Consider the following 22276-nt stretch of genomic DNA (forward strand, 5'->3'; position numbering starts at 1 on the left):
CTTATATGTTTAATCATATATTCTATATATAAATCACTTAATTTAGAGTCAGTTTTGATTTATTTGATTATAATTCCATATTACCATAACAAGGAAATTTAAACAATGAATAATGAGATTATTTTAACTTTAGCGCTTATTTTAGGAACTATTGCTAGCCTTAGATCTTTAGACTATTTTTTAACTAAATTAGGGGCGATTAAAAAGGTCTCTGAGAAAAGAACTTACTATATATCTAAGAGTATCTCTTTTTTAGTCATCGTAGTAGCCTTTTTGCTTCTTGCTATTATCTGGAGTGTAAGTCTTGATGGTGTTTTAATCTTTGCTTCATCTATATTTACAGTCGTTGGTGTGGCTCTTTTTGCACAATGGTCTATTCTTAGTAACCTTACTGCAAGCATAATTATATTTTTTACATTTCCTGCTCGCGTTGGGGATACCATCACAATTATAGATGGAGATAACACCGTTACTGGAACCATAATTGAAATATCACTTTTTACAATTGAGCTTTTAGACGCCGATGGTGAAACTATTATGTATCCAAACAACCTTTTTATACAAAAGCCTATTAAAAAGTTAAAAAAAACTAAGGAAGATATGTGCTTGGAATCATAGTTGCAACACTATTTATAGCGTTAGTGGCAAATATATTTTTAAAAAAATTCGCACTTCCCACACTAATAGGCTATATCCTCACAGGTACTATTATCTCTTACCTATTTGGTCTGCATGACGCCGTAAACAACCATGAGCTCAAAGAGATAGCGGAATTTGGCGTTGTTTTTTTGATGTTTACCATAGGACTTGAGTTTTCGTTTAAGCACCTCAAAGAGATGAAGTATGAGGTTCTTGTTGTTGGAAGCTTACAGATTCTCATAACTTCACTTGTTATTTTTCTTATTGCGTTTTACATTTTTGATTTAGCCAAATATAGCGCTTTTATTATCTCTATGGCTGTAGCAATGTCATCTACAGCCATAGTGCTCAAAACTTTTAACGAAACAGGAGAGATAAATAAACAGTATGGAAAAAATGCTTTAGGCATTTTGATTATGCAAGATATTGCAGTTATCCCTGTTTTAATAATCATAGGAATACTCGCTTCTAGTGAGACAAGTATAAGGAGTGTAATCTCTGAAATTATTCTTGGCGTGGTAATTTTAATGGCAGCCCTCTATGTTATAGGAAGGTATCTTTTAGAGCCATTTTTCACGCAAATAATAAAGACACACTCGGATGAACTCTTTATAGGCTCAATTCTTTTTTTAGCTATTGGTGCATCATATGGTGCTCACTTACTCGGTTTCTCCTATTCACTTGGAGCATTTATAGCCGGAATGCTAATCTCAGAGACTAAGTACAAACATCAAGCAGAAGCCGACCTCATTCCTTTTAGAGACATCTTACTTGGGGTGTTTTTTATAACCGTTGGTATGCAGATAAAGTTTGGGATTATATTCGAGTATGCCTTTTTGATTCTTTTTTTACTCCTTCTCATCATGGTAGTAAAGTTTTTTATCATTTATTTCATTGTCAAATTTGGCAAAAACAACAACAGAAGAACTACCTTAAAAACTGCATTTTCGCTTCTTCAAGTTGGTGAATTTTCTTTAGTTATCTTAGAGTTAGCAAGAGCACACTCTTTAGTAGAGGCTCCTTATGGGCAAGTGATGATTATCGTCATTGTAATCTCCATGATTATGACACCTTTTATACTCTCCAACCTGAGTAGACTTACAGATATGTTCATCAAAGAACTCGAAGCCAAACCTGATGACACGAAGTTCTTTAGTACTGAAATTAGTGAGCATGTTGTAGTTTTGGGTTATGGAGAATTTGGACAAAATCTTAGCACGAAACTTAAAGCAGATGGTCAATTTTATATCGTTATAGAGAATAACGCCGATCGGTATGAGCTGGCGGTAAAAAATAAAGAACCTGTAATCTATGGCAATGCCGCCAATAGAGAGATACTCAAAAAGTCTTATCTCACAAAAGCTAAAAAGGTTGTCATCGCCATAGACAATGAGAAAAAACTCCACCTTGTATGTCAAATCGTACAGAAGCTAGTACATAATGATAAAGTCATTGTTAAAGTTCACTCCATCAAGGAGAGAGCTTATTTACAAGAGTTGGGTCTTCAGCATATTATTGTTGAGAATGAAGAGACAAGTAGAGCTATATTAAATTATATTTAGAGGATTATTATGGAAGAATTTTATGACATTTTAAAACAACTGATTCGTATACCAAGTGTAGTTGGAGCGGAGCATCCATTTTTTATGTTTGTTAAACGCGAACTTGAAGAGATAGGCGTCGAAGTTGAGTACTACGATGGCGTTTTAGTTGCTAAGGGGAGTAAACCATCAAGTGGTTATATGTCTTCGCATGCAGATAGACATGGGCTCATATGTACAGGGCACAATGAGTTTCAATACGCTGCGTTTATTGCAAAAAATAGAGCAGACTTAACGGGCACATCCAACTCTGAAAAACTTTTACATAACTTTAATGCCCGTTTTGTTGGTGAGAAAGTCCAAGCATATGAGCCTTGGTCTGGCACCTATTTAGGAATGGGAGTTATAACAGAAGCTTCACTATGTGAGCGACGAAATAATATCATCTTTAAAGTTGATGATTTTTCACACCTTTTTCCTGGAACTCCCATCGCATTTATGGATAAGCTAGAGTTTAAAGATGATCATTTATCAGCGCAAATCGACAATGTAATCTCTGTAGCAATAATGATATATATGTACCACATAGGCTATAAAGGCACCGCATTTTTCACCGCGTCTGAAGAGGCTGGAAAGAGTTGGAGATTTTTACTCGAGTACTTTAAACGTTTTGACATCACCACAAACGAGCTTTTAGTTTTAGATACAAGTCCTTATGCATCACTTGAGGACATGCAAAACTTAGATGTAATTCTAAGACATCGTGATGAAAACGCAGTTTTTAAATCACCCCTAAAAAACACTATTAAAAAAATAGCGATGGACAATGGAATTAAATATCATTTCAAAGATGCATATTTAAAAAATATCATGAAGCAAAATGGAACAAAAAACTCTCTAGGAACTACGGAACTCGGTCGTATTATCCATGCCACAAAAGGTGAGATACAAGGGACGACTCTTCAACTTCCTACTATTGGATATCATACGGTTGATGAGACAACAAGCATCAAGTCAGTTGAGAGTATGATTACTATTTTAAGTAAACTATATCAAATAGATAGTTAAGACGGCGATAATACTATGAATATTTCATTGAGACTACAAGTTATCTTTGTTCTAATGCTTATGATAACTTCAATGGATGCCCAAGAAATAAATAAAACTTACAACTCTTCTCAAAAACAAAATATGAGTGCCATAGTTTTCATGTATCACCGCTTTGGAGAGAGTACTTACCCCTCAACAAATATACGTCTTGAGCAGTTTAAACGCCAACTTGATTACTTAGAACAAAAGAGCTTTAAGGTATGGCCCTTTTCAAAAATAGCTCGTTACGTTCTTGAGGGAAAGAATATTCCACATAAAACAGTAGCCCTAACAATAGACGATGCTTATATAAGTGTCTACACAAAAGCTTTTCCCCTGTTAAAGGAGAAAAAATATCCATTTACCGTTTTTGTAAATACTTCTGCAGTAGGTGGCAAGTCTATCAACTATGTGAGTTGGGAACAGATACGAGAGATGCGTTTACATGGGGGTGAGTTTGCAAATCATTCGCTAACTCATGATGTTTTACTCCCTTGCAAAGATGAAAGTAAGCAGAAATGGCAAAGCCGTTTAAAAAAAGAGATAGAAGGTGCACAAGAAAAACTTCATGAAGAGCTCGGCATACATACAAACGAAAATCCAAAACTACTCTCTTATCCATTTGGCGAGTATAGTCAAGCGACTGCTGAGTTTATAAAAAGGCTAGGCTATATTGGAGTAACTCAAACATCAGGTGCCATTGATTTAAATAGCGATTTAAAAGCCCTACCGCGTTTTGCGATGTCGGAGACTTTTTCAGACCTTGATGGGTTTGTTTTGAAGTTAAACACCCTTGCGTTACCTATAGCCTCCCTATCTCCATATGAGCCGCTTGTCAAAGAGAACAATCCACCTAAATTAACTTTAAAACTAAAATATCCTATGAAAAGAATGAACTGTTTTACGTCTAATGGCGAAGGGATTAGCATTAAATGGCTCTCTGATTTAGAGGCGGAAGTTCAAGCAAGTAAAACGCTTAATGCTCCACGAGATAGATACACCTGCACCGCTCCATCAGAAGATGGCAAATGGTTTTGGTATAGTCATCTATGGATTATAAACTAGCTTACTTATCTATCCCTGTTAGTTTAGCGAACAATAATCATAGGAGTAACTTCTAAGACAATTCTTCTTTGAAGTTTTTTCTCTATACTCTGTTTTATCTTGACATACTCTTCATGTGTTAACGGTTTCTCAGAAATACTCTGCAAATCTACAACCAATACATCATTATTTAACTTCACATCATAGATGTTAAGTTCTATTTTTTCCTCATGTAAAATAATGCTTTTAACACTCTCTAAATCACTCATATACTTATTTTTTTCAATCATGTCGGCAAAGGAAAATATTAGTGGAATAGTTATAATGGTTAAAAGAACACTCGTGTAGTAGATCCCTTTTTTTGCCGTTGTAACTGGCGAGTAGCCCAGAACTATAAACGTTAACGCAGCACTTAGGGTAATCCCTATAAGGTTTGTTATAAAGAGTAAAAATGAGCCGTAGATAACGTCAAAACTACCAAGTCCTATTCCTATTCCAGTAACGCTTAGAGGTGGAACGAGTGCTACAGCTATTGCAACGCCAGCTAAAGACTTTGCTACCTCTTCTTTTGAGTTAGCATAAGCACCCGCTATTCCAGATAATATCGCAACCATCAGGTCTAATATGTTTGGATTTAACCGGCCTTGCATCTCTGGCGTAATTCTCTCTAACGGTATGATAAATGTAAAAATTGCAGAGAAAAACAGTGCCATGACTATTCCTATAGAGAGCGTTCTTATGCTTTGTGAAATAAGTAAATTTTCCGCTCGAACCACGCCCATAGAAAGTGAGATTATAGGTGCCATAAGTGGTGCTAGAATCATAGCACCTATGATTACAGGAGCTGAGTTTGCAAACAATCCGGTAGTTGCTAAAAGAGTACTTAGAATCATTAGTATTAAAAATACATATGTGAACTTAGCACTTGAGCGTAAATTTAAAAATAACTCTTTAAAATCATCCTCACTAGCCTTTTTAAATAGAGGAAGTTTTTTATCTATCAAAAACTTATTCATCTCTCCGTGAGGAAGAGCGTTAAGGTTTATGATATCTTTAGATTCTACTTGATTATTTTCTACTTTTACATTATCTATAAGCGAGCGACCCAGGTGTACTTTCATTGTGTCGCGCATTGTATTTAATTCAACTTCTTGAGCACTAAGAAGCGCACCATCTAACATATACTCTATTGGCTCACTTGAACTGATAGTTAAGTTTGCAGTTTTAATGTAGCCTAAACTTCTTGGTAATGCCTTGATTGATACTTTTTGATAAAAAAATATTGAGAGTAGATACCAAAGGTAAGATATTAAAGACGTTGGGGCAAGAATAAAGGCATTGAGTTTACCGTCATGAATAGAGAGGCTATCTTTGAGTGCTAATTTTTCATCTTGAATCGTGTGTTCAAGAATTGTTATACCAGAAGCTACAGTTTTGATTGTATGCTCTTTTGACGTGCTCAAAGAGTAGCTTTTAAACTTTATATTTTTCAGATTATTAAAAAAGTATTTGACCTTCTGCCATCTGCTACTTTCATTTAGGTTTAATCTATTCATCCCATGCATATCGCCAATTACGACACTGTTAAAGGCGATGAGTTCATTACAAATTAAAAGATCAATTTCACTACGGCACTCAATATTTAAAGCATCATCAACTGCCTCAAATAAATCTTTAGATATCCCATAGTTTTTCATGGCCAACGCCGCTTTGTCGTTTGGGAGTATTCCAATGTTAAGCTTAGATTGAAGATGATTTTTGAAAAATATTTTTATTTCATCATCATCCAAATATAATAAGTAGAGTTCATTTTCATCTCCCTCTTCAAACATATCCATGTGAGAGTGAATATCTGGAACTATTTTGTACTGTGTTTTTATATAATTTAATAGCTCATCAAACGTCTCAGATGAAGCCAACTCATCCACGATGAGATATATTTTTTTATACATTAATAGGAGACTCTTCATCTTTTTTTATATGTAAATCTAACTGAGGGAACGGAATTGTAATATTGTGCTCGTAAAGTGCCTCATAAATGAGTATCAAAAATCTTGACTCTGTTCTTTTTGGATTGAAGATTTCATTTCCTTTAATCCAGACATTTAATGTAAAGTTCACACTACTATCACCCATACCGGTCATCAAGACTCTTGTAACTCTCTCCTTACTCACATAGACATCACTAAAAGTACTATTTTTAACTGCGTCTTCAATTACTTGGATAACTTGTTTTATATCTGCACCATAAGCAACACCAAAATGCATATCAAACCTTTTAATACTGTCGTTCATTGTCCAGTTGACTACATTGTTTTGTATAAAGTTCTGATTAGGTACAATAACGTCAATATTTGCGTTTGTAGTTATCACCGTAGAGCGCATTCTTATATCTGTGATTCTACCTCGAAGTGTATCTGAGAGTTCCACATAGTCATGAATCTTAACACTTTTTTCAAACATCAAGATTAATCCAGAGATAAAGTTAGATACTATATTTTGTAATCCAAAACCGATTCCCACAGACAAAGCACCTGCTATTAACGCTACTGAAGAGAGGTTAATCCCTAAAGTGTTAAGTGATATGAAAAGTCCAATTATCACGATTATATAATAGCCAAGATTTGAGAGAAGAATAGTAGTCGAGCCACTTATAACTTCGCTTTTTGTACTTACGAATCTTATGTATTTTTTATATGATCCACCAAGATAAAAACCAAAAACAAATATTAAAACCGCAACCATTAATTTTAAGAAGCTTATCTCAACATCATTTATACTAAAGAGAGTTTTATTTAACATATTTAATAGATCAGTGATAGATTCTTGAATACTTTGATTTGTTGAGGCAGTTATAGTTGTTAAGACTCCCATATGTTCTGATGATAGTGAGTTGATAAAATTTAAAACACTATTTTTAAACTCAGGAGATAGCAACATTTGATTTAAAATAGTTTTGATTTCTGTTTGAATATCAAAAACTTTTTCATTTTTTTGCTGCAGGTATAGAGTAAAGTATAAGAACTTTTGAGCTAGTTGTTTCTCCTTAACTTCTTGAAGCTTTTTTTGCTCTGTTTCTATCATTGCTATCACATCATTCGTCTCTTTAAGATTATCTAGTAGTTGAAACTTCTCTTTTTCTAATTTTAATTTTGTTATTAACTCTAGTAACTTCTTCTCTGATGTATATGAGATACTCAAATCATTCTCAAGACTTTTTTTATCTATTTTTATCCTCATAAGATTGCTAGAGATAAGCTCTTTTTGAGTATCTACTGCTTTTTGCAGACCTGCTACTTTATTTTTACTGTAGAGTAACTTTTTTTTGTGATATGCATATTGTAACTGTTGCGTTAGTATTGATTCTACTTTATCACTACTTTCAAGATTCTCTTGTAGTAATAGTAGTGTATGCTCTGTATTTTCAAGAGAAGCCTTAGCCACAAATAGCTCTTGCATATTTAGATAATAATTTTTTAATAATTTTCTGTACTCTACTTCACCTGTTATAGTTGTATTAACGTCCCCATTAACCTTATACTCTGTATCAAATGATTCTAATTTTTTAATAAGTACTTTTTGAAGAAGGGTATCACTATCTGTTTGTTTCTTCATTTCAACTTGTTTGTACAATGCTTCAAGTGTGCTATTGTCAGCATCAATAATCTTACTATCTAGCTGAGCTGCATATAATGACAATGTCATAAAACTGAGTAATATAATTAACTTGTAAATCATCTGTTTTTCTCTCTTTTAAATTTCATTTTAAATAGATTAAATAAACTTAAGTCTATTTATTTAATATCTTTTTACCTTTTTGTATCTGCAAGGTAATAATATCTAGCTCCTCTTGGCACTCTTTGTGGTTCTCTTTATTGGACTCGTCTTTGAGAGATTTAAGGATTTTTAATCTGCGTTTTTTTAGCTTCTTTAGAAGGTTTTTTACAGACTTTCTTTTTCCAGACTGTATAAAATTCTTGAGCCCCAAGGTCTCTACCACCCTATCTATAAACTTTTGCTCACTCATCTCTAATCCTTTTTATCCAAAATAGATGTCACTTCACTATCACTTATAATCGCACTCTCATGCAAACTTTTTATATCACTACTGTTATCTATAAAAAGTGTCTCTGCCATAGAAATCATATTTTTACTAATGTTAAAGACATAAGTACTATCATTCATCAAAGAGGTAGCCATCTGATTTGTAATAAGACGATTTCTAATTAAATTATCTAGTGTTCCATTAGAGATAATGTCATACTTTTGTGCATGTACTTTAGCTTTTGCAAGTAGTAGTACTATAACATCCTCTTCATCTGTTGTTGCTATTATATTTATATTTCTCAAAAGTTCAGCCAAGTTTCTTTTCATCTTGCGATACTCTTCTTGGAGATGCTTATTTGGGTGAGTAGAGAACTTCACTAAGTTTTTCTGTAGATGTTTTGTATCTTTGACTGCTTCTACTATGTCTCTATTTGCTAGTTTTAGTTTATATAAATTTTGAATATACTCCGGACTCATATTTGTCTGAGCTCTTGTAGCAAAGTCTAAAATATCACCATATATCTCTTTAATCTTATGATGATAAAAATCTTCTATGTCAATATATTTTTTAGAGTAGTGTACTTTTAAAACCTCATCTAACTCCATGGATGAAACAATATTTCTTTTTTTAATGTTTATGCCGTGAGCGATTATCTCAAATGCATTTTCATAAAGGTGTTTTGTCTCTTTTTTTATCGACTCCATTGCCGCATCTTGAAAGTCAAGTGATGCTTCACTAAGATAGATAGCTCTATCAAAGCCTATCTCATCATTTGTAGTAGTAGTTGTAATTTTAGTTTCTAAGAAAGTAACTAATCTACCTATAAATGGCAACATCACGACTACACCTATTACATTAAAAACAGTATGAAACACAGCAAGTTTCAAGGTATAATCATCGCTCATTATTCCAAAATAGTTTGCAATCATATCAACTAAAAATATGATTTGATGGATAAAGACAATAGCAATAACACCGGTGGTAACATTAAAAATAAAATGAGCACCTGCAAGTCTTTTCCCATCAATATTAGAGCTAAGAGAACCTATAATTGCGGTAATTGTAGTACCGATATTAGTTCCTATCGCTAAAGCTAAGGCATTCTCATAACTAATCTGCCCTACTGCCAATGCAGTAATGATAAGAACTAGCGTTGCATGGGAAGATTGCATCACCACAGTAGCAAATATACCTATACCAACAAAGATAAAGAGACCTTTGTAGCCATCAACCGAATAAGCTGACAAATCAATAGTACTCTTAAAGGCTTCAAAGCCATCTTTCATATAGTGAATACCAAGAAACAAAAATCCTAGTCCGGCTAAAATATATCCCAATCCTTTGATAGAACTATTTTTTTGAAAAATAAAAACAATACCAAAAACAAGCATCGGCATTGCATAAGCTGCGATATCAACCTTAAGACCAAAACCAGCGATTAGCCAAGCTCCAGTAGTCGTACCAAGATTTGCTCCAAATATAATACCGATACTTTGAGTAAGACCGATAAGTCCTGCACTTAAAAAAGATATCGTAAGTATAGAGACCAAAGAGCTTGATTGCATAAAGGTAGTCGATATTGCGCCAAAGAGTATACTTTTATAAAGTTTGTCAGTAGACTTTTTGAGAACTTTTTCTAAAAGCCCCCCAGTAAAAGCCTGAAAACCTTGCTCAAGTGCGAGCATTCCAAATAAAAATATTGAAATTCCCGCAGCTATCTCTTTAAAGTTTGGGCTAATCCAAAAGCCATAAGCCAGCAGAGCTAAGATTGAAGGTAAAAATATTTTTTTTAGCATCGCTTAGCCCAATCCCTGTTATTCACCATCATCTACTTTTGCTTTTGTAGATGGTTTAGAACTTTTTAATTTGATATTTCCAGAGTCGCTATAGGCCTGTAGAAGTTTAATAGAAATTTCACCACGCATTTTTGAAGCTACTTTATAGTTTATATTATAAGATATAAGTCCGATGATGCCTGTTTTTAAATTGTTCAAAGTAAAAGTAATTTTAAAATCACTCTCAAGTTTACTAAAGACATCCGAAGTGATTTTTTCTACTTCGCTAAAGTCTGTTGCGGGAGTAAACTCGAACTCTATAAGATCATTTATCAGACCATCTTTTTTACGAGAGTAGTTGTAAAATACTTTTGTAAAAACATAACTATTAGGTACATATATAGTCCTTCCGACATTTTTAATCTCTTTTAAATTACTATAGTCTTCTATCTCATTGAGTTTAATTTTCATTAATGATATGTCAACTATATCACCTATAGTATGCTTAGTCTCAAACTGAACCATGATTCTATCGCCAACTCTTACCATGTTACTAAAAAAGATATATATTGAACCAATTATGTTGAGTATTATCTCTCTTGTGGCTATTGTAAGTGCTGCTGCAACCACACTTAAAAATGTAACAATATACAAAAAGTCTTCCATATATCTTACAACTAGGAATATAAAAGTTCCTAAAAAGAAAAATATTGATAAAACCTTTTTGTATCTAATTTGACTAGTTTCTTTGTGCAGTTTACTCTCAATATATAGTAAAAAATAGCTAAATATTTTATAGATAATATAAGCGGCCAAGAGAATATAAGAGGTAATGAGATGCTTTTGTAACTTATTCTCAAGATATAGTTCATACTTTTCATCTAGCTCATTTTTGGCTTCAATAAGATTAGAGTATGTTTTATCAATATTTTGTGAGAACTCTTTGAAATATTCAAGGTCGGCTTTTCGTACAAGTTTCTCTTTTTTAGCAGAACTCTTAAGTAAAGAGTGTGCCTTATAAAATTCATTTTTCAGCTCTATATATTTGTCTATAGTTTTAGAGAGTTGGTTTTTTGCATCTTTAAATACATAGTCTTGAATCGTAATCTCTTGAACTTCAAACTTGTATGGCAGGAGCAACCTATCAAAACTCTTATTTCTCTCATATAAGTTAAGTTTAGACTTTTGAACCTCTAGACGAGAATGTAACTCCTCTAAATATTCCATATCGTACTTTACTTTTTTAATCTTTTGCTCAATTTTTACAATATTGTTAATGATAATCTTATAGTTTCTATTGTTAGCATAAGTTTTAATCCAGATATTATCATTATCCCAGATATTCTTTTTTATAGGTGCGGTAGTATTCGTATCTGCGAGTATAAAACAGAAACTAAAAAGTAGTGAAAATATTATTTTTATCAATCTTACTCCTCTCTTTCTCTTTTTTTCTTATATGAAAGAAATTTTTTTGTTACATCAACAACAAAACCTTTATTTAAAAGTTCTCGTCCTATAAGTAGCGGATAGAGCATCTCTCCTCTTGAACTCAAAGAAAGCTCTATCTCATATACTTTACCATATATAAGTATTTTTGTATTTATAAAGTATCTTTTTTCCGCTTTACCATTTGAACTTTTAACCTTAGATACTCTTGATATATCTTTTACTACATAGCCATTACTTAAGCTGTTGTTTTTACTATCCATCACTATAAATTTAACTTTATTATAGCCAGTAGGCATGATTGAGCTACAATGTAGCGATGATGTTTTTGCACCTGTATCTAACTTCGCTTTTATATTAGATATATTAAACTCTGGTAAATCAAACTTGTCTATACGCCCTATAGTCTCTTGAGCATTTAAAGCAAGCACTAAAAAAAGTAAAAATATATATTTCATCATTATTCAATAGCCTCTGCATCATTATAATCTATAAATTCACAATCATCTAAAGCACCCTCACAAAAATAGCCTATTTTACTATCTGCAATTTTAAGTTTTTTAAAATTTGCTATATGAAAAACAGCATCTCCCTCTTGGATTAAAGGCATTTCTGATTTTCCTATAATAATCCCATCATAAGGAGCAACTATCTCATAAATATTATCATCCAATGGTTCATTTATATAAGCCATTATTTCACCCTCTTGTACGGTATCACCTAGTGCTTTTACTGTTCTAATAATACCGCTATCAGTAGCTCGTAGCCATTGACTACTTCTAGCAACTACTGGAAACTTTTTACTCTTAGTAGTAAGCAAATCAGGAAGCATACCATTGGCACTAAGAACATTCACTATCCCTTTAACACCAATGCGTATACTCTGCTCATCAAAACGCAGAGCTTCCCCAGATTCATAAAGCAGTGTTGGCACACCTGCATCTTGAGCAACCGCTCTAAGAGATCCATCACGAAGTTCTGAGTGCAAAACTACTGGCGCTTCAAAGGCTGTAGCCAACCTAAAAGTATATTTGTTATCTAAATTTGTTCTAATCTGAGGCAAGTTAGACCTATGAAGCGAGCCCGTATGAAGGTCTATACCTAAATCGCATTTTTTGACTATTTCATTAAAAAAGATGTCTGCGATTCTTGCAGCTAAAGAGCCTTTATCACTTCCTGGAAAGTTTCTATTTAAGTCCCTTCTATCAGGTAGGTATCTTGATTGGTTCATAACGCCATAAATATTAACTATGGGGACGAGGATCAGAGTTCCTTTTAAACCCTGCAGTAACTCCAGGTTTCGTAATCTTCTAATAATTTCGATTCCATTAAGTTCATCACCATGTATAGCCGCACTGATAAAAACAACAGGGCCATCTTCTTTACCACGAATAACTCTCACTGGGAGCTCAGTTGCGGTATTATAAAACTTTGGTAGTTCAATATTGATGGTTACAGTAGTTCCTCTTAATACTTCTACTCCACCTAAGATAAACTTTTTATCAGTGGCTTGGGCTAGCAAAAGAGACGTAAACAGTGAGATTAGAATAAGAAGTCTCATGGTTTACTCTATTGTATCTTCGTTATTAAGTTCATAAAATTCACTCTCTTCAATCATGTTTTCATGGAAATGTTCTATCTTGTCTTCAGCCTGTTCTAGATTTTTAAATCTAGCTATATGAAAGACAGCATCACCGGCTTGTACTAGAGGAATTTCAGACTTACCGATGATAATACCATCAAATGGCGATCTCACTTCAAAACTCTCATCATCAAGTGGCTCATCAATATAAGCAATTATCTCATCTTGTGCGACTGTATCTCCAAGTGCCTTGATAGTTCGCAGCATCCCACTTTCACTAGAGCGAATCCATTTACTACTTCTAGTGATTACAGGAACTTTATGCACCTTTTTACTCACCTTTGGAAGCATCTCATTTTCTCTAAGCACATTTACTAAGCCATGAACGCCAATACGAATTGAAGTCTCATCAAAACGCAGGGCTTCTCCAGCTTCATATAGTAAAATAGGTACACCCTCTTCTTGAGCTACAGCACGAAGGGAGCCATCACGAAGTTCCGAATGCAGAACTACAGCTGCCCCAAATGCTTTAGCAAGTCTAAAGGTATACTCATTATCTGTGTTTGTTCTCACTTGAGGAAGATTTGATTTATGAATTGATGCCGTATGCAGGTCAATCCCTAAATCACATTTTTTTACAATCTCATCAAAAAATATTCTCGCTACACGCCCAGCTAAAGAGCCCTTTGCATTTCCTGGAAAACTTCTGTTTAAATCTCTTCTATCTGGCAAGTAACGTGAAAGAGTCATAATCCCATATACGTTGACAATAGGTACTAAAATAAGAGTACCTTTTAACTTTTTTAAAATACTTAGCTTTCTAAAACGTCTAATTATCTCAATACCATTAAGCTCATCACCATGAATAGCCGCACTTATAAAAACAACTGGTCCACTGCGTTTACCACGAATAACCCTTACGGGGAGTTGAGTAGGTGTATTATAAAGCTTAGGGAGTTCAAGATTTATGGTTACATTTACCCCTCTTGGAATATCAACGCCACCTAAATTAAACATGGGTGCTGGCATCTCTATGCTCCAATATTATCGCGTTTTATTTTTTTCTTTTTAGTTGTTGTATCTGTGGCTGGCGTTACATTTTTTTCTATATAATCCATAACTTTACCAGCTATATCTAGCTTTGTAGACTTCTCAATTCCTTCAAGGCCTGGAGATGAGTTAACTTCCATTACAAGCGGACCACGAGCTGACTCAATCATATCAACGCCACAAACACCAAGACCCATAGCTTTAGCAGCCGCAAGCGCAGTTGACTTCTCTTTACGAGTAAGTTTGTGAGATGTCGCGCTTCCACCTTGATGTAGGTTAGATCTAAAGTCACCCTTTGCACCTTGGCGTTTCATTGCTCCAACAACTTCTCCATCAACAACAAAGGCACGGATATCAGCCCCACCAGCTTCTTCAATGAACTCTTGAACAAGTAGGTTAACATCCATGCCGTAAAATGCGTCAAGAACGGACTTTGCAGCTTTTTCAGTGTCCACTAAAACAACACCTACACCCTGTGTTCCCTCAAGTATCTTTAAAACTAAAGGTGCCCCGCCACTTAAGGCTATAACGTCTTTAGCAGTTGATTTATTTGAGGCGAAAACGGTTCTAGGCATATCTACATTATGCTTTGAGAGCACCTGCAGACTTCTAAGCTTATCTCTACTTCTAGCTATTGCCAAGTTCCCTGAAGTTGAAAAAACGTCCATCATCTCAAAGTGTCTAACCATTGCAGTACCATAAAATGTTCTACTAGCACCTATTCTTGGTATGACTGCATCTGGAACTGGTAGTTGCTTACCTAAATAGTTAATATGAAGCTCCCCTTTCATAATCTCAATAGAGCATTTTAAATAATCGATAACTTGAATATCCCAGCCCTTAGCTTCTCCTGCTTCAATTAATCTTTTTGTCGAATACAACTCTTTATTTCTTGATAATATATATACTTTCATTATTTTTCCTTTGTTTTATGACTCTTTTGATAAATATTCTTGCGATACGTCTACTAAAAACTTACCACTTAAAAATTTTCTTCCTATAAGCATTGGGTACTTCATATCGGCTCTATTTGTTAAAGAGATAATAGTTTTATATCTTTTCCCCATAAACTCAACGCTAACCTTAATGGAAGGTCTCTCTTGGAGCTCTCCATTTGAACTTCTAACTTTTTTGACCTTATACAAAGGCATGCTCATTCTTTTTCCATGATATGACGCATGGACTTCATCAAGTAGATGAAAGTGAACAAAGCCACTCTTATCTATCTCTATATGATCGCAATGCAAAGCATTTGAATCAGCCCCGGTATCTACCTTGGCATCTAAATCAAAAAGCTCTAAATCTAAAATAGATATAATCTCTTTTTTTCCAACAATTTTTTTGTCATTCATAAAGTACCTCTTATTTTGTTAGCTATATTCAATTATACAGACTTCTCATTATACGATAATATAAACTTTAGTCATATTTTACTAACTTGTTAAATCGTATAACCTGGCTCAACTCTTTACCATATTTTGCACCTATTTCAGAGTACTTGTCTAGCTTTTTTACAAGCTGATGAGGGTCATTTGTTTTGAGTCTCAAAGCGCGAAATTCTTTATAAGCTTTTCCTCTAGCCATTAGTCTATAGTAAGCTTTTACACTTGCTTCTACAGAGTTAAACTTTCTAAGCCAAATTGTTCTTTTACCACCGCGTTTCTCATTGGCTGCGATTCTAGGTTCATTTTTATTTGTACTCCAAACACCAAAAATATTATAAGCTTTTACAAAAAACCTCGAAGTTGCCCAAGAGCTCTCCATCGCGGCTTGAGCCAATGCTATACTTTGTGGATGAGGCTTTAAGCATGCTAAAAGTTCATTATCTGTTTTGACATTGTATGTAGTTTTTAATGCAGCAATCTTTGCCTTGTTTTTACCATTTTTCATATCTTTTGCAACACTAAGATACTCTTTCATTAAGTCCGAATACACTTTTTTTACAGCTGGTGCAACAAGTGCATAAAATCTCTTTTTTTTTGTCTGAACACTCATATTTTTTGGAACGACATTGGCAACAAATTTCGGAGTGACAGTTGATGCCGCTAAACTCGAAACTAGTAATGTGATGTAAATTAATTTCATTTTATTTTATTTCCTAGTATCTTTTACTCTTTTATATTACAAGGAAGTTAATTTTGCAACCACATCATTAATACTATCACTAAAAAGCATATGCAACAATGGTGCTACGTCTTTAGAGTTATATGATGGCGAGATCCATTTTCCACTCTGTTGCTTAAAGTTGAAAGTTAAAGTTTTATCCCCTTTTTTAACGCTAGCCTCGATCATTATTTTGCCCTTTAGATTTTCATCAAATGATTCGTTTGTGTAAACTACGTTAATCTCTTTTATAAAAATGTTAACTACAAGAGTCGCTTCATTTTTTTTCACATCAGTGTCAAATCCAGCTATGTTTAATGCATGCCCTAGTCCATCTTTGTACTTTTTTTCGAAGTCGTCTTCACTAAATAAAGTAACTGCTTTTTTGTCACCTTCTAAAACATAACCGATTGATCTTTTATCTAACCTTGTATCTTTAACACTAGAGAGAAAAACAGTTGTATTCTTTGGTGCTATCTCTCCACTATAATCTGCCTTGTATGACTCCAAAACAACTGGATTATTTTTATAACTACATCCTACTAGCATAAGTGCTAGAACTACTATATAACTTAATTTTTTCATTTTTAAATCCTTTTTTTTAATAATAAATGGCGATTATTGTAAACGCCATAAAGAACATTAGATGAGACATACCTTCAAAGTAGTTGGTTTGTCCCTCATCAGTTGTTTTCCAAGCTAAAATGACCGTAAGTATTAAAGCACCAATTTCAAGTGGATTAAAGTCCAATGTAAATCGAATACCACTTGCGTACGCTAATGCCATCAAGATTGGCACCGTTAAAAGTATGGAGACTGTTGAAGCACCCATAGCGATGTTTACAACCCTTTGAATCTCATCATTTTTAGCAGCCTTAATCGCTGTAACTATCTCAGGAGCAACAGCAACTATCGCAATGATAAGACCTGAGAGGCCCGCTGAAATGCCATACTCTTTTGCTAGTTTAATTCCATCATTGGCAAAAACTTCTGCACCTAAAGCGATTATAGCAATAAACACAAATATAGACAAGATAAGTCCAAGCATATTGAACTTTTCAAATATGTAATCATCATCTTCATCCTCATGTTCATCTAACTCTAACTCCTCCTCGCTCATCTTTCTTTTTACTCTAAAAACCCTACTTTTTGTATTACTTTTAAAAAGATGTGTATGCGTTCTTGTTTGAAATACCAATATAACTATATAAAAAGCCATAAGTAAAACCGCAATTGCGATGGAGGCATCTTCTATAATAGTTGGCGAATGCTTACCAAAGCTTAATACACCTGGTACCAACAGTGCCGCCGCCGTTACAAAAAGAATAGTCGTATATGTACTTGATGTCTTTTTGTTATGCTGTTGTTCCGTAAACCTTAAGCCACCTAAAAAGACGGCCAAACCTAAAAGAACATTCATATCTACAATAATTGCAGAGATGATACCTCCTTTTACAGTGTTAACCACTTCTGGATCACTCACAGCTTGAAGCAATATGATATATAAAAGTATAATCTCAACCACAACGGCGCTTAGAGTTAATACAAAGCTACCATAAGGCTCTTGTAGTCGCTCTGAGAGTATCTCAGCAACTTCAGAAACCGTTAATGAAAGCGAGCCAATTCCAATAGCTGCAAAAAGAGTAGCAAGACCACCCTGTCCCATCTTATGAAAATAAAAAGCGATAATCATGCTCATTATTCCTAAAAATATATCCCAATAATCTTCGATAAAATATTTTAATTTTTTATCTTGTTTTTCTATAGTTTGTTCCAAATCTTCTCCTTATAAAAGTATGATGCTAGCTAAGCCTAAAAAGCTAAAAAATCCTACGACATCAGTTACAGTTGTAAGTAGAACCGTACTTCCTATAGCAGGGTCCACTCCAGCTTTTTGTAAAACTAACGGTATAACGCTACCAAAAAATCCAGCTCCTAAGAGATTGATTATCATTGATAATCCTATGACAACTCCTAACATCGGCATATTAAACCAGAGATAAGCGATAACCCCTATCAAAACGGCAAACAGAGTTCCATTTACCAAAGAGATTATCACCTCTTTGTAGATTGTTTTTTTTGCATCATCACCCTCAATATCTCCAAGAGCCATCTGACGAACAGTAACCGTAAGCGTTTGGGTTCCCGCGTTTCCACCCATAGATGCCACTATTGGCATTAAAATTGCAAGCGCGACAAGAGATTGAATCGTTGCGTCAAACATTCCAATAACCAAAGATGCAGCGATTGCCGTTAAAAGATTAAGCCCAAGCCATATAGCTCGAGTTTTACCAATTTGGAACATATTCTCTTCTTGCTCCGCCTCATCATTTACACCAGCGAGGTTAAAGATTTGCTCAGTTGCACTCTCTTGAATAATATCTATGATATCATCAGAGGTAATCCTACCTACAAGACGGTTTTTGTCATCTAAAACAGCAATGGCGTTTAAGTTGTAGTTTGTTACCATCTCTACAACTTCTTTAATATTTTGCTTATGGTTGACGGAGTAGTTTTTATGCTTCTCATATGGTACGTCTTCAAAGTTCAAGTCACGATCAAAGATAATCAACTCTTCAAGTCCAATCGAACCTAAATATTTATTTCTCTCATTTACAAGATGAACATGCCAAATATTATCAACATCACCACTAGTTTTGAGTCCTCTGAGTCTCTCTAAAGCTTTACCAATATTCTCATCAATCTTTGCATGAAAGAGCTCAGTTTGCATGTAAGAACCTGCTTCATACTCTTCATAAGAGATTAGTTGCTCTATTATCTCTTTATCTTCCTCAGTAAAACGCTCCAAAATATTTTGAGAAACATCTTCATGATCTTCACTAATATTTTGGATTAAAGTAGCAGCATCATCAGTATCCATATGCAGTGCGATATTTGCAAGCTTTTTAACACTTAAAATATCCGCCGTCTCTTCTTGAACATGATTAGGTAGTTCAGATAAAATATCTGCAAAGAGACTACTTGGTATTTTCTTAATTATCTGCTCATACGCTTGATTGCTTAAACCTCTTACTTTTAAAAGCTGTTCGGCAATATCATAAGGGTGCACACTTGTTTCACTCTCTTTATACTGATTTATTTCAGTCTCAAGTATATGCAAGATAGACGTTAACTCTTCTTGATCTATTTCCAATTGCATCTCCTTATTTGGTCTATTTTACTATTCATATATATCTTTTAAACTTCACTATATTTCATAGCAAAGTATAGAATAGTCTTTCAATTAAAAGTATACTATATTTTATAATGAATTAAGTTATATATTTCAAATAATATTTTATATTTTAAAATTATGATATACTTGCACATGGAAAAAACAATAGCAGAAAAATTAGAATTGCTCAAAAGAGACCTTTACCTGGAAGTTGCAGCTAAAATATTCGATGAAGTAGGATATGAAAATGTGACTGTTTCGGACTTGGCAGACTCTTTTGATATTTCAGTTGGAACATTTTATAAAATATTTGAAACAAAAGAAAATTTATATTTTGAATATATTTTATATCAATTTAGAACTTTTGTTGAGAGACTAGAGGATAACTCTACTGATGACCCCATTCAAAACCTCAAACTATTTTTACACTACACATATGAGCCTTTTATAAAAAATAAAAAGGGCAAGAGTATTAATATCTCACTTGAAAACGACCCTTTCTTTTTTCACAACTTAAACACTAATGATTCACAGCCCATGGATGGTCTTTACAAGTATCTAGCAAAACAGTTTGAAGAAATATTAAAAAATGAGAAAATCGACTGCTACCATACAGCAGTGCTATTTAAAAAATTAGCTGATGGGTATACTCAAAGTTATATGATTAAAAAGTTTGATACAACGAATGTCATTGATGACACGATTACTCTGTTTTTTAGTGGGATTGCTAAAATTTCAAAACAAGATATCTAAATGCCGCTTCAATCAAAAAATTGACAATCCCGTTTTATCACTAAAGAGTTCTAAGGCCTTGGTTCCAACAAGCGAGTTTCCTTGAGTGTTTAGTCCGGGAGCCCATACAGATATACCCATAAGCTTAGGTACGACTACAACTATGCCTCCGCCAACACCACTTTTTCCAGGTAGTCCAACGCGAAATGCAAAATCTCCAGAAGCGTCATAGTGCCCACATGTCAACATCACGGTATTTATACGTTTAGCTCGCTGCACTGATACATATCTAATCCCTGTTATTGGATCTACTCCATGATTTGCAAGATAGAGCATTGCACGAGAGAGCATCTTTGTATTCATCTCAATTGAGCAGTGTTTAAAGTAAACACTTACAACATCGTCTACTTCATTATCTAGATTACCAAAACTTTTCATTAAGTTTGCTAGAGCCATATTTCTATGGCCATATTTCATTTCTGATTTAGAAACTATCTCATTAGAGCTTATAGAGTTATCATCAGCTATAGAGCGAATAAACTCCATTACCTCTTCACAAGCGACTTCTTCACTCTCATAGTGACTAATGAGCGCGTCTGTCACGTTAATGGCACCTGCGTTTATAAATGGATTTCTTGGTTTTCCATGCTCATATTCTAATTGCACTAGAGAGTTAAAAGGATTTCCTGAAGGCTCACGTCCTATACGTTTATACAGACTACTACCATAAATATTTAAGCCAAGGGTAAAGGTAAAAACTTTTGAAATGCTCTGAATGGAGAAGAGTCTATCGGCATAGCCTACATTATACTGAGTGCCATCAAAGAGCGTGACACTCATGGCAAACTGTTCAGGATCAACGCTAGCAAGTGCTGGTATGTAGTCAGCAACTTTGCCATCTTTTAAAAAAGGAGTGACTTCTTGGGCTATCTCATTTATAATTTTTTGATAGTCCACTTTTCATTCCTTTCTTATACTCCACTGAAATAACCTTCTATATAGCGAGTGTATAATCGATATTCAAATTCAGTTTGTTCATCAATCATATTAATAATATACCGAATATCATCTATACTAAACTTGTTCATAGTCCACTCATACGACTCTAGATAGTTAGCCAAATCCATCTTATTTAATTTTACACTATGGTTAGAACCCTTAAATCCAGTAATCATTTTTTTTAGTTTAGTAGCAATTATATCTATGTTTGAACTATCAACATCCTCAACTTCTAAGGCTACTTTTTTAGCAGCTGTAGCGTGTACTTTTATTTTAAGATTATATATCGCATTGAGATACTCAAAGGCAGACCTATAACTTGAAAAGTTTAGAGTATTGCCATTTGAAAACTCAACCTTAGTTTTATTGTGAGGGGTAGTCACGATTTTATCTATTACGATATGTCCAAGATTATTTAAGCATTTGTTATTGACAACTTCTACTATATCAATTTGATTGATATCTAAATAATTAGAATCGCTTTTTATCTCTTTCATCATTTTATTTAAAGACTTTTTGATAGTTATACAAAGTTTTTACTCGCTCAATTGCTTATCTAGCAATTTTAAGTCGCCTAGCATATTTATATTACGGATTTTTCCATCTATAACCCGTATAAATGATCTGTTGATTAATTCTCTGTTCGCCATTGCTAAGCCTCTAATCTTGATAGTGATTCTTATGTGGGAATTTTTCTATTGAATAATACTCATCATCGTCAAAACTATCATATTCATCATAATCTACAGTGAAAACTTTAGGATAACCTTTTTTTAAAAGCTCATCATCTAAAAAGTCACTATTAAAGCCTTTGCTTTTGCAAAGAGCAAGGATGCTTTCAATATCTGAAGCATCAACGCCAGCAAGTTCCATTTCAAACTCTACGTCAGAAATTTCCATTGTGTCCTCGATAAAATAAATTATGTTATACATAAAGAAAACGTTTGATAGAAGGTATCAAACACAGCCAAAAAAAACCTGAATTACTATATGCTAGTAGCTCTTTTGACTCAAAGGTTTCGCAAAGAAAATAAACCATAAACTTGAGTACAA

The 22276-nt window shown here is 33.9% G+C and carries 22 protein-coding genes; 5 read left to right on the top strand and 17 right to left on the bottom strand.

Annotation, left to right across the window (positions count from 1 at the left end; all coding sequences use genetic code 11):
* Window positions 1–105 precede the first annotated feature (105 nt).
* Genes GJV85_RS12595 through GJV85_RS12610 form a run of 4 tightly spaced genes read left to right on the top strand, consistent with a single transcriptional unit; the run spans window position 106 to window position 4334 of the window.
* Window positions 106–618 (top strand): mechanosensitive ion channel domain-containing protein, encoded by a 513-nt coding sequence (locus tag GJV85_RS12595; protein WP_207561723.1) that lies wholly within the window; start codon window positions 106–108, stop codon window positions 616–618.
* Window positions 603–2201, top strand: coding sequence for a cation:proton antiporter (locus GJV85_RS12600; protein WP_207561724.1), 1599 nt, complete (start codon window positions 603–605; stop codon window positions 2199–2201). The genes GJV85_RS12595 and GJV85_RS12600 overlap by 16 nt, the downstream gene beginning before the upstream one ends.
* A gap of 9 nt (window positions 2202–2210) precedes the next feature.
* The gene (locus GJV85_RS12605; RefSeq protein ID WP_207561725.1) at window positions 2211–3248 is read left to right on the top strand and encodes a peptidase M42; all 1038 of its coding nucleotides are present in this window, start codon (window positions 2211–2213) and stop codon (window positions 3246–3248) included.
* 15 nt (window positions 3249–3263) lie between these two features.
* Window positions 3264–4334, top strand: coding sequence for a polysaccharide deacetylase family protein (locus tag GJV85_RS12610; protein WP_207561726.1), 1071 nt, complete (start codon window positions 3264–3266; stop codon window positions 4332–4334).
* Between the two features lie 23 nt (window positions 4335–4357).
* Here GJV85_RS12610 and GJV85_RS12615 read toward each other — a convergent pair whose 3' ends face one another.
* The 14 genes from GJV85_RS12615 to mgtE all read right to left on the bottom strand — a co-directional run bounded on the left by GJV85_RS12615 (window position 4358) and on the right by mgtE (window position 19471).
* Window positions 4358–6265, bottom strand: a complete 1908-nt coding sequence (locus GJV85_RS12615) for a TIGR00341 family protein (protein WP_207561727.1) — start codon at window positions 6263–6265, stop codon at window positions 4358–4360.
* Window positions 6258–8051, bottom strand: a complete 1794-nt coding sequence (locus tag GJV85_RS12620) for a mechanosensitive ion channel family protein (RefSeq protein WP_207561728.1) — start codon at window positions 8049–8051, stop codon at window positions 6258–6260. The genes GJV85_RS12615 and GJV85_RS12620 overlap by 8 nt, the downstream gene beginning before the upstream one ends.
* A gap of 52 nt (window positions 8052–8103) precedes the next feature.
* Window positions 8104–8340 carry a hypothetical protein gene (locus GJV85_RS12625; RefSeq protein ID WP_207561729.1) on the bottom strand — a complete coding sequence of 79 codons (237 nt, stop codon included), beginning with the start codon at window positions 8338–8340 and terminating at the stop codon, window positions 8104–8106.
* 2 nt (window positions 8341–8342) lie between these two features.
* Entirely contained in the window at window positions 8343–10157 is a 1815-nt protein-coding gene (locus tag GJV85_RS12630) for a Na/Pi cotransporter family protein (protein WP_207561730.1), read from the bottom strand.
* An 18-nt stretch (window positions 10158–10175) separates the two neighbouring features.
* A complete protein-coding gene (locus GJV85_RS12635; protein WP_207561731.1) occupies window positions 10176–11561 on the bottom strand; it encodes a mechanosensitive ion channel family protein in 1386 nt (461 codons plus the stop codon).
* A gap of 2 nt (window positions 11562–11563) precedes the next feature.
* Window positions 11564–12043: an ATP-dependent zinc protease family protein gene (locus GJV85_RS12640; RefSeq protein WP_207561732.1), complete on the bottom strand. Its 480-nt coding sequence runs from the start codon at window positions 12041–12043 to the stop codon at window positions 11564–11566.
* The gene (locus tag GJV85_RS12645) at window positions 12043–13143 is read right to left on the bottom strand and encodes a succinylglutamate desuccinylase/aspartoacylase family protein (RefSeq protein WP_207561733.1); all 1101 of its coding nucleotides are present in this window, start codon (window positions 13141–13143) and stop codon (window positions 12043–12045) included. The genes GJV85_RS12640 and GJV85_RS12645 overlap by 1 nt, the downstream gene beginning before the upstream one ends.
* A 3-nt stretch (window positions 13144–13146) precedes the next feature.
* A complete protein-coding gene (locus GJV85_RS12650; RefSeq protein ID WP_207561734.1) occupies window positions 13147–14193 on the bottom strand; it encodes a succinylglutamate desuccinylase/aspartoacylase family protein in 1047 nt (348 codons plus the stop codon).
* A gap of 2 nt (window positions 14194–14195) precedes the next feature.
* Window positions 14196–15128 (bottom strand): 30S ribosomal protein S6--L-glutamate ligase, encoded by a 933-nt coding sequence (rimK, locus tag GJV85_RS12655; protein WP_207561735.1) that lies wholly within the window; start codon window positions 15126–15128, stop codon window positions 14196–14198.
* 15 nt (window positions 15129–15143) lie between these two features.
* Entirely contained in the window at window positions 15144–15566 is a 423-nt protein-coding gene (locus tag GJV85_RS12660) for an ATP-dependent zinc protease family protein (RefSeq protein ID WP_207561736.1), read from the bottom strand.
* Between the two features lie 67 nt (window positions 15567–15633).
* Entirely contained in the window at window positions 15634–16299 is a 666-nt protein-coding gene (locus GJV85_RS12665; RefSeq protein WP_207561737.1) for a glucosaminidase domain-containing protein, read from the bottom strand.
* 36 nt (window positions 16300–16335) lie between these two features.
* Window positions 16336–16902: a YajG family lipoprotein gene (locus GJV85_RS12670; RefSeq protein ID WP_207561738.1), complete on the bottom strand. Its 567-nt coding sequence runs from the start codon at window positions 16900–16902 to the stop codon at window positions 16336–16338.
* Between the two features lie 16 nt (window positions 16903–16918).
* Complete coding sequence (locus tag GJV85_RS12675) at window positions 16919–18094, bottom strand: calcium:cation antiporter (protein WP_207561739.1); 1176 nt, start codon at window positions 18092–18094, stop codon at window positions 16919–16921.
* A gap of 9 nt (window positions 18095–18103) precedes the next feature.
* Window positions 18104–19471, bottom strand: coding sequence for a magnesium transporter (gene mgtE, locus GJV85_RS12680; RefSeq protein WP_207561740.1), 1368 nt, complete (start codon window positions 19469–19471; stop codon window positions 18104–18106).
* Window positions 19472–19645: 174 nt separating this feature from the next.
* On the opposite strand from mgtE, the gene GJV85_RS12685 reads away from it, so the two are divergent.
* On the top strand, window positions 19646–20245 hold the full coding sequence (locus GJV85_RS12685; protein ID WP_207561741.1) for a TetR/AcrR family transcriptional regulator: 600 nt from the start codon (window positions 19646–19648) through the stop codon (window positions 20243–20245).
* 12 nt (window positions 20246–20257) lie between these two features.
* Here GJV85_RS12685 and GJV85_RS12690 read toward each other — a convergent pair whose 3' ends face one another.
* The 3 genes from GJV85_RS12690 to GJV85_RS12700 form a co-directional block, all read right to left on the bottom strand.
* Window positions 20258–21181 carry a glutaminase gene (locus GJV85_RS12690; protein WP_207561742.1) on the bottom strand — a complete coding sequence of 308 codons (924 nt, stop codon included), beginning with the start codon at window positions 21179–21181 and terminating at the stop codon, window positions 20258–20260.
* 14 nt (window positions 21182–21195) lie between these two features.
* Window positions 21196–21720, bottom strand: a complete 525-nt coding sequence (locus tag GJV85_RS12695; RefSeq protein ID WP_207561743.1) for a hypothetical protein — start codon at window positions 21718–21720, stop codon at window positions 21196–21198.
* A gap of 163 nt (window positions 21721–21883) precedes the next feature.
* Window positions 21884–22123 (bottom strand): hypothetical protein, encoded by a 240-nt coding sequence (locus GJV85_RS12700; RefSeq protein WP_207561744.1) that lies wholly within the window; start codon window positions 22121–22123, stop codon window positions 21884–21886.
* Window positions 22124–22276: the final 153 nt, after the last annotated feature.

It is taken from the genome of Sulfurimonas aquatica, from assembly GCF_017357825.1.
Classification (GTDB): domain Bacteria; phylum Campylobacterota; class Campylobacteria; order Campylobacterales; family Sulfurimonadaceae; genus Sulfurimonas; species Sulfurimonas aquatica.